At 44.8% G+C, this 13,324-nt stretch carries 11 protein-coding genes; 4 read left to right on the top strand and 7 right to left on the bottom strand.

What is annotated here, in order from left to right; all coding sequences use genetic code 11:
* Positions 1-526: 526 nt before the first annotated feature.
* The 4 genes from HMPREF9009_RS23025 to HMPREF9009_RS23010 all read left to right on the top strand — a co-directional run bounded on the left by HMPREF9009_RS23025 (position 527) and on the right by HMPREF9009_RS23010 (position 7,036).
* Entirely contained in the window at positions 527-1,582 is a 1,056-nt protein-coding gene (locus HMPREF9009_RS23025; RefSeq protein ID WP_004304417.1) for an efflux RND transporter periplasmic adaptor subunit, read from the top strand.
* 44 nt (positions 1,583-1,626) lie between these two features.
* Positions 1,627-2,607, top strand: coding sequence for an IS982-like element IS1187 family transposase (locus HMPREF9009_RS23020; protein WP_032536584.1), 981 nt, complete (start codon positions 1,627-1,629; stop codon positions 2,605-2,607).
* Between the two features lie 76 nt (positions 2,608-2,683).
* Entirely contained in the window at positions 2,684-5,716 is a 3,033-nt protein-coding gene (locus HMPREF9009_RS23015; RefSeq protein ID WP_008644861.1) for an efflux RND transporter permease subunit, read from the top strand.
* Positions 5,717-5,764: 48 nt separating this feature from the next.
* Complete coding sequence (locus tag HMPREF9009_RS23010) at positions 5,765-7,036, top strand: TolC family protein (RefSeq protein ID WP_049703491.1); 1,272 nt, start codon at positions 5,765-5,767, stop codon at positions 7,034-7,036.
* A 107-nt stretch (positions 7,037-7,143) separates the two neighbouring features.
* Here HMPREF9009_RS23010 and HMPREF9009_RS23005 read toward each other — a convergent pair whose 3' ends face one another.
* The 7 genes from HMPREF9009_RS23005 to HMPREF9009_RS22975 form a co-directional block, all read right to left on the bottom strand.
* A complete protein-coding gene (locus HMPREF9009_RS23005; protein ID WP_008025994.1) occupies positions 7,144-7,485 on the bottom strand; it encodes a hypothetical protein in 342 nt (113 codons plus the stop codon).
* The gene (locus tag HMPREF9009_RS23000; protein ID WP_049703533.1) at positions 7,475-7,738 is read right to left on the bottom strand and encodes a hypothetical protein; all 264 of its coding nucleotides are present in this window, start codon (positions 7,736-7,738) and stop codon (positions 7,475-7,477) included. The genes HMPREF9009_RS23005 and HMPREF9009_RS23000 overlap by 11 nt, the downstream gene beginning before the upstream one ends.
* Positions 7,739-7,869: 131 nt before the next feature.
* The gene (locus tag HMPREF9009_RS22995) at positions 7,870-9,105 is read right to left on the bottom strand and encodes a sodium ion-translocating decarboxylase subunit beta (RefSeq protein WP_004300937.1); all 1,236 of its coding nucleotides are present in this window, start codon (positions 9,103-9,105) and stop codon (positions 7,870-7,872) included.
* Positions 9,105-10,940: a biotin/lipoyl-containing protein gene (locus HMPREF9009_RS22990; protein ID WP_004314195.1), complete on the bottom strand. Its 1,836-nt coding sequence runs from the start codon at positions 10,938-10,940 to the stop codon at positions 9,105-9,107. The genes HMPREF9009_RS22995 and HMPREF9009_RS22990 overlap by 1 nt, the downstream gene beginning before the upstream one ends.
* A gap of 26 nt (positions 10,941-10,966) precedes the next feature.
* On the bottom strand, positions 10,967-11,227 hold the full coding sequence (locus HMPREF9009_RS22985) for an OadG family protein (protein ID WP_004300941.1): 261 nt from the start codon (positions 11,225-11,227) through the stop codon (positions 10,967-10,969).
* Between the two features lie 237 nt (positions 11,228-11,464).
* Positions 11,465-12,400 (bottom strand): ISAon1 family transposase, encoded by a 936-nt coding sequence (locus HMPREF9009_RS22980; protein WP_008025715.1) that lies wholly within the window; start codon positions 12,398-12,400, stop codon positions 11,465-11,467.
* A 40-nt stretch (positions 12,401-12,440) separates the two neighbouring features.
* Positions 12,441-12,812, bottom strand: coding sequence for an ISAon1 family transposase N-terminal region protein (locus tag HMPREF9009_RS22975; RefSeq protein WP_008640050.1), 372 nt, complete (start codon positions 12,810-12,812; stop codon positions 12,441-12,443).
* Between the last annotated feature and the right edge of the window lie 512 nt (positions 12,813-13,324).

Here is a 13,324-nt window from a genome sequence, read left to right as displayed (position 1 = left end):
GGCTGTACAGCCTACATACGTGGGCTATAGAAACATTACCGCTCCCAATAGATTATTAAGCTATCAAATACAGGTTGTCATCCTATAAAACGTGCATTCTTATGCCTTTAAATGGGTAATCTCACCTAATACTACACTAAAATAGACAAAGTATAGGCATGATAGATAGCTGTTTTTTGCAATAAAACTATGATAGATACCTTTTTTAAAAGTTATCCATCATAGTTATTCTTTTGATAATGAAATGATTATTAAAATGAATGATACTTATGATAGATATTTTTTCACTATGTAGTATTTAATTCAAATCCGTACGGTTTAGTTATGAATAATGCAATAACCTTCAAAAGAGTTGGACGGGAATTTTACCTTAGAAACGGTAAAGTTCCCGTTTTTTTGTGTTCCATATAAAGGTTAAGAGGCAGGATATGAAAAGATAGGAATATTGAACATAAATAAACAAGAGTTGTTTTAGTATATTATTCGCTATTTATCAACGCAAAACCTCTAAACATCAACGTGGTATATGAAAAAGAAATTTGGATTCGTCCTGGCGGCTGCAATCTTGCTGGCTGGCTGCGGACAGAAAAAAGAAACGACAACGACAACTGCACGTCCCGTAAAGACTACGATTGTCGAGTCAAGATCGATTATCAGAAAAGATTTCTCGGGAATCGTGGAAGCGGTGGAATATGTGAAGCTGGCTTTCCGGGTCAACGGACAAATCATCCAGCTTCCTGTCATCGAAGGACAGAAAGTGAAAAAAGGACAGCTCATCGCGGCTATCGACCCCAGAGACATCGCGTTGCAATATGCCGCCACGAAATCGGCATACGAAACGGCTTCGGCACAAGTGGAACGTAACAAACGGCTCCTCTCCCGGCAAGCGATCTCCGTACAGGAATATGAAATCAGCCTCGCCAACTTCCAGAAGGCGAAATCTGAATACGAACTGTCTGCCAACAATATGCGCGACACCAAGCTAACAGCTCCTTTCGACGGTTCTATCGAAAAACGACTGGTGGAAAACTATCAGCGTGTCAACTCCGGTGAGGGGATCGTGCAGCTTGTCAATACACACAATCTGCGTATCAAATTCACCATTCCGGATGCGTATCTTTATTTGTTGCGCGCCAAAGACCCGCGTTTCCTTGTAGAGTTCGACACATTTAAAGGACACGTGTTTCAAGCGAAACTGGAAGAGTATCTTGATATTTCTACAGATGGCACAGGAATTCCGGTCAGCATCACGATTGACGATCCGTCATTCGACCGCGATCTGTATGCTGTGAAACCCGGTTTCACGTGCAGCATCCGTTTCACGGCAGATGTAGGCCCGTTGGTGCAGGATAGCTGGACGATTGTACCGCTTAGTGCCGTATTCGGCGAAAGCGAAGGGAATAAAATGTATGTCTGGGTGGTAGAAGACAACAAAGTCCACAAACGGGAAGTAACCGTCAACGCCCCGACCGGAGAAGCACAAGCGCTCATCTCGGAAGGTTTGAAACCCGGTGAAAAAATCGTCATAGCAGGCGTATACCAACTAGTAGAAGGAGAATCTATCACAACTGTTGACAGGTGATAGTTGATAAAACCCGTTGGCGGAATTAATTTAAGTTGATAAATATGAGTAAAAAGTTGTACATGTCGCTGATTTTTAGTAACTTAGTGGTGATTAAAACATTAAGTTCAAACCATCGTATGTACAACCTTTATGCAAAATTCGTCAAAATACTTGAGATATGCAAGCAATTCTCTGAAAATCTCGTCAATGATTCGGGTAATGTTCCACGTCGTGGTCCTGTTCCCAAGTTTTCGGATTTGGAAGTGGTGGCGCTATCCCTGACGGCAGAGACCGAGAGCATTGATAGTGAGAAGTGGTTGTTCGACTATAAATTGCAAGAATACAAGGACAGCATTCCCAATCTCATATCAAGGAGACAGTTCAATGACCGCAGGAAGAAAACGTCAGGCCTGTGTGAGGAACTGCGCAAGCGGATTGCCATGGAAATGGATGGCGGAGAGGAACAATTCTTTGTTGACTCCAAGCCGATAGAGGTCTGTAGGGTTGCAAGAGGAAAACGTTGCAAGATGGGGCGTGCCGGCAATTTCTCGCAAGCTCCCGACTTCGGCTTCTGTGCTTCGCAGAACACGTATTATTTTGGTTATAAGTTACACGCTCTCTGTGGGTTAAGTGGAGTTATCCATTCCTATGATCTGTCAAAGGCAAGTGTGGCTGACCTCCATTATATGAAGGATGTAAAACATACTTATCACGACTGTAGCATCTATGGTGACAAAGGGTATATTGGAGCTGACGTACAGCTTGACTTGTTCGAAACCGCACACATAAGACTGGAGTGTCCGTATCGGCTCAACCAAAAGGATTGGAAACCGACATTCATTCCGTTTGCAAAGGCAAGAAAGAGGATTGAGACAATATTCTCACAACTTACAGACCAGTTCTTGGTCATCAGGAACTACGCGAAAATAACGAATGGTTTGTTTGCCAGAATCATTGGCAAAATTAGTGCACTTACCATTCTGCAATACGTAAACTTCATTAACGACAAGCCCATTGGCAGAATTAAGTATGCACTAAATTAATTCCGCCAACAGGTTTGATAAATGATTAAGTATCATTTATCCGCTGTCATTCATCAATTATCAACGATCATTTATTATGAGTTTAGCCAAATATTCATTAGATAATACGAAAATCATCTATTTCTTTCTTGCTGTATTGCTGATTGGGGGAATCACTTCCTTCGGCAAGCTGGGTAAGAAAGAGGATGCTCCTTTCGTCATAAAGTCGGCGGTTATTATGACCCGCTATCCGGGTGCCGAACCGGCAGAAGTGGAGCGGTTGATTACCGAGCCTATCTCTCGTGAGATTCAAAGTATGAGCGGTGTGTACAAGATAAAATCGGAATCGATGTACGGGCTCTCAAAAATCACATTCGAGTTGCAACCTTCCTTGTCGGCAAGCTCCATTCCGCAGAAGTGGGATGAGTTGCGACGGAAGGTGCTAAATATACAGCCACAGTTGCCGAGCGGTGCTTCCGCACCGACGGTTTCCGATGATTTCGGCGACGTGTTCGGTATCTATTACGGTCTGACGGCGGACGACGGTTACACATACGAAGAGATGCGCAACTGGGCGGAACGGATCAAGACGCAGGTAGTGACGGCGGACGGGGTGATGAAAGTCGCCCTATTCGGGACGCAGACGGAGGTGGTCAATATTTTTATTTCCACCAATAAGCTCGTAGGTATGGGCATCGACCCGAAACAACTTGCCAGTCTGTTGCAATCGCAGAACCAGATTATCAATACCGGAGAAATCCGTGCCGGCGAGCAACAGCTACGGGTGACTGCCAACGGTATGTATACCACCGTAGACGATATCCGCAACCAAGTGATTACCACCAAAGCCGGACAGGTGAAACTGGGCGATATCGCCGTCATCGAAAAAGGGTACATGGACCCTCCATCCAACATCATGCACGTGAACGGCAAACGTGCCATCGGCATCGGCGTCTCCACCGACCCGCAACGGGACGTGGTGCAGACGGGCAAGAACGTGAAAGCCAAACTGGACGAATTGTTGCCACTGATGCCTGTGGGACTGGAACTGCAAAGCCTGTATCTGGAGAACGAAATTGCCAACGAAGCCAACAACGGATTTATCATCAATCTGATCGAATCGATTCTGATTGTTATTGTGATTATCATGTTGGTGATGGGTTTGCGCGCAGGTGTACTGATCGGCTCATCACTGATTTTCTCTATTGGCGGCACATTGCTTATCATGTCTTTCTTCGGTGTCGGACTGAACCGTACTTCATTGGCGGGATTTATCATCGCCATGGGGATGCTGGTGGATAACGCCATCGTAGTAACGGACAACGCACAGATTGCCATCGCCCGCGGAGTAGACCGGCGGAAAGCGCTGATAGACGGCGCAACCGGTCCGCAATGGGGATTGCTTGGGGCTACGTTCATCGCTATCTGTTCGTTCCTCCCGCTCTACCTTGCTCCTTCTGCCGTGGCGGAAATCGTGAAACCGCTTTTTGTGGTGCTTGCCATCTCACTGGGATTGAGCTGGGTGCTTGCGCTGACGCAGACTACTGTTTTCGGTAATTTCATCCTGAAAGCGAAAGCAAAGGACGGCACGAAAGACCCGTATGACAAACCGTTCTATCACAAATTCGCCTCCATCCTCCGCACGCTGATTCGCAGGAAAACATTGACACTGGGTTCGATGGTAGTGCTTTTTATTGCTTCGCTGGTTATCATGGGGACGATGCCGCAAAACTTCTTCCCTTCTCTCGATAAGCCTTATTTCCGGGCGGACGTGTTTTATCCCGACGGGTATAGCATCAATGATGTAGTGAAAGAGATGAAATCCGTGGAAGAGCATCTGGCAAAGCAGCCGGAAGTGAAGAAAGTATCGATCACCTTCGGCAGCACGCCGTTAAGGTATTACCTGGCTTCTACTTCGGTAGGTCCGAAACCGAATTTTGCCAATGTATTGGTTGAATTGACGGACAGTAAATATACGAAAGAGTATGAAGAAGATTTCGACGCGTACATGAAGGCGAATTATCCGAATGCGATTACCCGTACCAGTCTGTTCAAACTGTCGCCTGCGGTGGATGCCGCTATCGAAATCGGGTTTATCGGTCCGAATGTAGACACGCTTGTGGCGCTCACCAACCAGGCTTTGGAGATTATGCACCGGAATCCGGATTTAATCAATGTGCGCAATTCGTGGGGAAATAAAGTTCCTGTATGGAAGCCTGTATATAGTCCCGAACGGGCGCAACCGTTAGGGGTATCGCGTCAGGGAATGGCACAAAGTATCCAGATCGGAACCACAGGTATGACGCTTGGAGAGTACCGGCAGGGCGATCAGGTGCTTCCTATCTTATTGAAGGATAACACGGTGGATTCGTTCCGCATCAACGACCTGCGCACGTTGCCCGTGTTCGGCACGGGGAATGAGACGACCAGTCTGGAACAGGTGGTATCGGAATTTGATTTCCAATATCGTTTCTCGAATGTGAAGGATTACAACCGGCAAATGGTGATGATGGCGCAATGCGATCCGCGTCGCGGAGTGAATGCGATTGCTGCTTTCAATGAGGTTTGGCCGCTGGTGCAGAAAGAGATTAAAGTGCCGGAGGGGTATACGATGAAGTATTTCGGGGAACAGGAAAGTCAGGTGGAGTCTAACGAGGCGTTAGCCAAGAATTTACCGTTGACGTTCTTCCTGATGTTCGTCACGCTGTTGTTCCTGTTCAGGACGTATCGTAAGCCGACAGTGATCTTGTTGATGTTACCGCTTATTTTTATCGGTATCGTTTTGGGATTGGTATTGCTAGGCAAGTCGTTCGACTTCTTCTCCATCCTTGGTTTGCTCGGACTGATTGGGATGAATATCAAAAATGCGATTGTACTGGTGGAACAGATTGATCTGGAGGCAAAGACGGGCAAAAAGCCGTTGGATGCTGTTGTCAGTGCTACAACGAGTCGTATTGTCCCCGTAGCAATGGCGTCCGGCACGACCATTCTGGGTATGTTGCCATTGTTGTTCGACGCGATGTTCGGCGGTATGGCGGCTACGATTATGGGAGGTCTGTTGGTGGCTTCGGCACTGACATTGTTTGTTCTTCCGGTAGCTTATTGCGCCATTCAGAGAATCAAAGGCTAATTGCCTTCTCTTATATGAAACTTGAATTTATTGTATAGATTGAATAAAATGAAAACTCAACTTATAACTCTGTCTCTGCTGCTCCTTGGCCTCACAGCCGGAGCACAGCAGCCCTATCTTAGCCGGGAAGCTTACCGGGATAAAGTGGAAGCTTACAGTCAAATTCTGAAGCAACAGAAACTAAAGACGATGGCAAGTACGGAAGCACGGAAGATTGCTCACACGGGATTCTTGCCAAAAATTGATGTCAATGCGGACGGGACCCTCAACATGAGCGACCTTAATGCATGGAACGAACCGGTAGGCGAATACCGCAACCACACCTATCAAGGTGTATTTATCGTCTCGCAACCGTTGTACACGGGCGGGGCACTCAACGCCCAGCACAAGATTGCCAAAGCGGACGAAAGGCTGAATCAACTAAATGAGGAGCTTACCATCGACCAGATTCATTATCAGAGCGATGCAGTTTACTGGAATGCTTCTGCTTCACAGGCTATGTTGCAGGCGGCGGACAAGTATCAAAGTATTGTGAAGCAACAGTATGACATCATTCAGGATCGTTTTAACGACGGGATGATTAGTCGCACGGACTTATTAATGATTTCCACCCGGCTGAAAGAAGCGGAATTGCAATATATCAAGGCGCGTCAGAATTATACCCTGGCGCTGCAAAAGCTGAATATCCTGATGGGAGAAGAGCCGAACAATCCCGTAGACAGTCTGTACACGATTGACACGGCTTCCGCTCCGGTGCAGATCCTTTCTCTGGAGAATGTACTGCAACGTCGCGCGGATTACGAAAGTACGGAGGTGAATATCATGAAAAGTCAGGCGCAACGCAAAGCGGCTCTTAGCCAGTTCAACCCGCAATTGAATATGTATTTCAGCGGTGGATGGGCTACAGCTACACCTAACCTCGGTTATGATGTTTCTTTCAATCCCATCGTCGGCATTAACCTGAATATACCGATCTTCCGTTGGGGAGCCCGGTTTAAAACAAACCGTCAGCAGAAAGCGTATATCGGCATACAGAAACTGCAACAAAGTTATGTGACGGATAATATCAACGAGGAACTTTCTGCCGCCCTGACCAAACTGACGGAAACGGAATATCAAGTGAAAACCGCCAAAGAGACTATGAGTCTGGCTAATGAAAATCTTGATTTGGTTTCTTTCTCGTATAATGAGGGAAAGGCAAATATGGTGGATGTACTCTCCGCACAATTGTCATGGACACAGGCGCACACCAATCTGATTAATGCGTATCTGTCGGAAAAGATGGCGGTAGCGGAATACAGAAAGGTTATCAGTGAATAAATTTAGAAACAAAAGAAACTTGTTCACAAAGTCTTAGTCTTATAAAAGAAATCGTCCTGTTATCACGTAACCGTGAAACAGGACGATTTCTTTTTATATCATAAGGACTACAAAATACCGTTTTGCTTCAGGATATCTTCTATTTCCTTATCTGTCAAACTTTCACATTCGGACTTGTCGTAGATAGTAAGCAACTTTATTTCCGAATCTATCTCTGTCAGAATCACCGTATAGGTTATCACTCGCGCACCTCCGCTCTTTCCTTTATTCTTCGAAGTAATGGCCATGCGAACCTTACGAAGATTATTACCCAAGCTGACTCCTTGTTCAGGATTCGCTTTCAGAGATTCCAATAAATTGGCATAATCCAACTTCAGAGATTTGTAATGTTTGCTCAATTTCTTCAATTCTCTCGCAAAACGAGGAGAATACGTTATATCACAACTCATCCAGCAAATCCTCCGCTGGCTTAAAATCCAGCTTACCTTCCAGATTCAACTTCAATTCCTTGCACGCCTCATCAAGGCTTTCCAGAATTTCGGTCTTTGTCCGATAAGGAGTTGCCTCTTCAGCAACCACCCTCACCTGTTCTTCTTCATGATTCAACATTGATCTTATCTTTTTCAGGATAGCTATATCATCCACATCCAGAATCTGACGAATCAGTGCATTCTTTTCCGCCTCTAATGACATTGTGCTCATACGCTTTCCGTTTTTACTGTTATACATTACTCACAAAGGTAGCGTTATCAAATGAGTCTGCCAAACTTGAATGTATAAAAAGTATTTCTCCATGAAGAAATAAGATCTTCAATGATGAAGATTCTCCTCGCTTACGCAAGGAAGGAAATCAGCACACCCGCAGCTACGGCAGAACCGATTACTCCGGAGATGTTGCTTGCCATGCAATACTGCAATACGTGATTCTTCGGATCGTATTTCAAAGCAATCTCATTGGCTACACGGCTCGCCATCGGAACGGCACTCAAACCAGTGGCGCCGATAAGCGGATTGATTTTCTTCTTCGAGAAGAGATTTACCAGTTTCACAAAGAAAATACCACCGGTTATAGAAAGTGCAAATGCAAGGAATCCACCGATCACAATACCGATTGTTGTCCAGTTGAGGAATGCTTCGGCTGTCATCGTTGCTCCTACGGACAGTCCGAGGAAGATGGTGGCAGCATTCATGATGCTATTGGAAGCGGCATCGAACAAGCGGAATGTGTTGGTTCCGATTTCTTTCACCAGGTTACCAAACATCAACATACCCACCAAAGGCACTGCACTTGGCACGAAGAGGGCAACAATAGTAGTTACCACGATCGGGAAGATAATCTTCAATACACGCAGGTTCTTGATTTCAGTCTTCGAAGGGTACTTCTTTTCCTGTTCTTTCATGTTGATGCTCAACTCTTTCTTCGTACAGAACAGCTTCACTACCAGCGGAATAATCACCGGAACGAGCGCCATGTACGAATAAGCGGCAATGGCAATCGGGCCCAGCAAATGCGGCGCCAGTTTGATGGTGGTAAAGATGGCTGTCGGACCATCCGCGCCACCGATAATGCCCAGAGAAGCGGCTTCCTGTGGGGTGAATCCCATCAGGATGGCTACCAGCAATACGGTAAAGATACCCAACTGTGCAGCTGCACCGAATATAGAAAGATGCAGGTTACGCAACATCGGCCCGAAGTCCGTCAGCGCACCGACACCCATAAAGATGATCGGAGGCAGGAAACCTGTTTTAATCAACATATAGTAGATGAAGTTCATGATTCCCAGTTCGTGGGCAATGTCATGCAAAGGCATTTCCCAGATGTTCTTCAACACTCCGTTTACCATCACCATACCATTTTCGTCGGCCTGAATCACGCCCATATCTCCTCCGGGGAAGTTGGCTAGCAACACACCGAAAGCGATGGGGACAAGCAGCAACGGCTCGTACTGTTTCTTAATACCCAAATAGAGCAGAACGAACGCGATGGCATACATTATCAGGAACTGCGGTTCGGCAATGATATTGCTGAACGCAGTCATGTCATATAAGTTCTCAAATATTTCGTTCATTATCCTATCTTCATTAATACGTCATCTTCTGAAACAGCATCTCCCGGGTTGACACAGATAGCAGTCACTGTACCGCCAAACTCTGCACGGATGGCATTGTAGGTCTTCATCGCTTCTACATAGCAGATTACATCACCTTCTTTCACAGTGTCACCTACTTGCAAAGGAGTTTCTTGCGCACCTTTCACTAAGAAGAACTTGCCTTCCAACGGAGAAAGTACTTCTTTACCCTCTCCTGCCGGAGCAGCGGCAGCACCCGCAGGAGCAGCAGGTAGTTCGGTATCACCGTATGCTACCGTCACACGATAGGCCTGTCCGTCCACTTGTACGGTCAGTGTCTTCGGTTTGGCATCTTCTTCCGGAGATTTATCTTTTTCGGCACGACGTTTGGCCACGTCTTCCAGGAAGTCTTCTTTTGCTTTGCCACTCTTGTAAGCCTCATATTGAGCCGGGTGCATAGCATATTCGAAGAGTTCTTCGTCGTCCTGTCCCACTTCCCATTTGTTCTCTTTCATCAGTTTGCGATATTTGTCGAGGGCATCAGGATAGTTATTCTGCGGATCACCTTCAAAGAACTTACGGCCTTCACGCTCTGCCTTTTCAATGATTTCGGGAGCAAGTTTGCCCGGCAGACGTCCGGCTTTACCCAGAATCATATCCCAGATATCATCGGCAATCATTCCCCAACGTTCTTTTCCTTTTTCCATAGCCATCACATTCATCATGGCGAGGTTCTTCACGTATTGACTGAACGGAGTCACCAATGGAGGATAACCGACACGAGGCCATACGTAAGCTACTTCATCAAAGAGCTTGATGAGCAACTGGTCTTGTGTCATAAACGGCAGATTGTGTTTTGCCTTATATTTATTGATTGATTCCAGATTGGATTCGAGGTCGGCCATCAAACTACCCATCATACCGCCGGGAAGTCCGGGAGCAATCAGCAAGGAGTTCATCAGACGGTTTTTCGGGCTGATATACAAGCCGAGGAAGTCGTCCATAAATTCCTGAATCATGCCGCGCACTTTCATGTAGGCTTCCATATTGATTTCGGGCACTTGATATCCGGCGTCTTTCAGCATCGCCTGCACACTAAGCAAGTCAGCGTGGCCTGTTCCCCAAGATAGCGGTTCCATGCCTACGTCGATGTAGTCGCAACCGGCTTCGCATACTTCGAGGATGCTTGCCATATTGAATCCGGGACCTGCATGACTGTGATACTGAACGGGGATTTCGGGATGTGCCGCCTTGATATTTGCTACGATCTTACCTAACGATACGGGACGACCGATACCTGCCATGTCTTTGATACAGATTTCGTCTGCTCCCAGTTTGATAAGTTCCAGCGCCATATTGGTGTAGTACTCTACGGTATGGATAGGCGAATGAGTGATGCAAAGCGAACATTGCGAAATCATGCCTGCTTCCTTTGCGTATGTGATGGAAGGAGCGATGTTACGCACGTCGTTCAATCCGCAGAACGTACGGGTAATGTCTGTTCCTTGTGCTTTCTTTACTTTGTAGAATAATTTGCGGACGTCTGCCGGAACGGGGCTCATACGGAGTCCGTTCAGTGCGCGGTCGAGCATGTGGGTTTGAATACCGGCTTCGTGGAACGGTTTTGTCCATTCGCGTACCGCTTTATTCGGGTTTTCACCAAACAATAAATTTACCTGTTCAAAACCTCCGCCGTTTGTTTCTACGCGGGCAAAACAGCCCATTTCAATGATGGCAGGAGCTACCTTTACGAGTTGGTCTACACGAGGTACGTATTTTCCGGCAGATTGCCACATATCTCGGAAAACCAAACTAAACTTTACTTCTCTTTTCATGTCTTTCAGTGATATTCTTTATAGATTTATAATTTTTCTACTTTTGTGATTTTTCCTTTACCTTGTGTCACCACATTTACAGCAGCTGTAATGGCGGCTAAGATGTTTCCCGGAACAGGGGCAGGACCTTGCGATGCTTCCCGCTTCACAGGAACCACTTCTTCAGGAGCATACTTGTTGACTAATGTAATCAACAACTTACCTAAATAAATCACAATCAGCAGAATAACAAACACGGTAGCCATTCCGACCACCATCAGCAGGATCGCTGTTTCGATATTTTCCATATAATAAACTATTAGTATTTTAAGTTGTTCGTCTAAAAAGCGTCCGAAAATACCAAATTTTTATTATAAAATAAATTAAGAAAGGAATATAATGTATAAAAACGTCATTTCTCTGATTGGAAAACTGGGGAAGTTTATGATTTATGATTTATAATTTATGATTTATGATTTAGCGTGCCATCCACATCTAAACGGCTCAGTTGTAATTCTTGGGGGATTAAGTTTAGTCAATTCCCTTCATGCATATACCTTTGCTAGCCTAAAAAGGAAGAAGCTCATATCCACTACTCCTCTAAATGATGCCCTAAATGCTTTGATTTTAGCATTAAATGCTTCCGCTGCTGCATTTGTACTCCTGTTCACAAAGAAGTTCAGAATCCTTTCATAATGATTCTCAATAGAGTTTGCTACTGTTGTGAATGTATCGTATCCATATTCTTCAATCTTATTATACCATAGTGCCAGCTTTGCTCTTGCTACATCCTTGTCATAGTTTGTGGAAAAGATCTTTCCCAACTCCAATGAGTAGTAATATACGTGCTTAATATCTTCAAACTGCTTGAAAAGTAATTCTGCCCTGATTTTCTGACTCTTGGTCCATTTATCAGGTGATTTAAATAATAAATATCTGCTTCTGGCCAATAATTGCCTGAGTGTATCTCCGTTTTCGAGTTCTTCTGCTTTATATACTTCCCCCTTCTCTTTTGCCGCTTTCATAGCTTTATTCTCCTCTTTTATCACTTGCCATCTATATGTAATGCGCAACTCTTGTACAGCTTCGTATACAAGTTTTTGTACATGAAACCTATCAATCACCTGCATGGCACGTGGAAAGCACGTTTTGGCAATCTTTTGCATGCTCCCTGCCATATCCAGTGTAATTTCTTTGACCTGATTACGCAGCTCCTGTGGCATCTTTGTAAGTACCGCAATGATATCATCGGTTTTAGTGCCCTGAATTACAGCTATAATAGAACCTTTCCTACCTCGCTTATCTCTATTTATTAAGATGGTATAAAGATCTCCCTTACTTAAAGCCGTTTCGTCAATACATAGGTGATAACCCATATTCTTTGGATAAAGGATATACTCTTGGGCATGTGCTCTCTGATCCCAATTCTGGAAGTCACTCAGGTGGTCTTTATATTGGCTTTGAAGCTGTTTGCCATCCATACAGTAATGCTCAGCTACACTTTGGCAGCTAACGGCGTGATTATCTAAGTAATTCTTTTAAAAAAGCACCGAACTCAGCGGTTATGCGAGTACCGGTGGCTACCAAACTCCAGTCACGACTATATGTCTGCCCAGTGGATGGATCTTCCCAGCGACGACGCTTGATACGTAAATAAACGGCTTTACCACGGATAGGGAAGTCCTGAACTTCAATCTCAGGGAGGAAACCTTTTGAGTGAAGATGGAGATCAGAGTACTCAGCAGGAATAGTGGCTTTCTCCTCTAAATAAAGAATAAAGCAAGTATCCTGAGAAACATGATTGACTAGGGTAAAGTAATCAAGGATTCCTGAAGGCAAGAACAAGCTTAAAGAAGCAACAGGATCAATCGTTTGGGAAGAGGATGTTTTCATGATGCAAAAATAAGAATTTTAACGCAATCCCCCAAGGTTTCAGACTGAGCCATCTAAACTAAATTCCCATTTATCTTATTTACTATCTGCTTCTATTGCACAACCCAAATAGTAAATGGTAAATAGTCCAATAGTAAATCGTCCTATCTATCGTTCCTACAAAAAAAATGTGAGAGAAAGCCCCTCAACTTTCTCTCACATTCTGATAAAACAATTATTAAATAAAAATACTCAATGATAGACCGGTTCAGCCCTTTTCTGGTTTCATACCCTCTTAACCTACTATTAAACTACCAGATAAAAAACCGGTCTTGTTAAACCTCTCATGGGCCATCACGGCTTTCATTCTTTTAATTAGCGTAGCAGTCTAGTTGAAAAACCCTTTTTTTAAGCCTACTAAATCTGTTTAATCGGAAAAAACAAGCCTCTAAAGCTCATATCACGTCCGATGAGGGAATCTTTCCGGCTTACATTTGTGGCAGGAATAATTCATCTGCCGCTGTCTATTGTTT

This window comes from Bacteroides sp. 3_1_13 (assembly GCF_001185845.1).
Lineage (GTDB): Bacteria > Bacteroidota > Bacteroidia > Bacteroidales > Bacteroidaceae > Bacteroides > Bacteroides xylanisolvens.
Note: the sequence above shows the minus strand (reverse complement) of the source record. Positions and strands in the feature narration are given on the sequence as shown.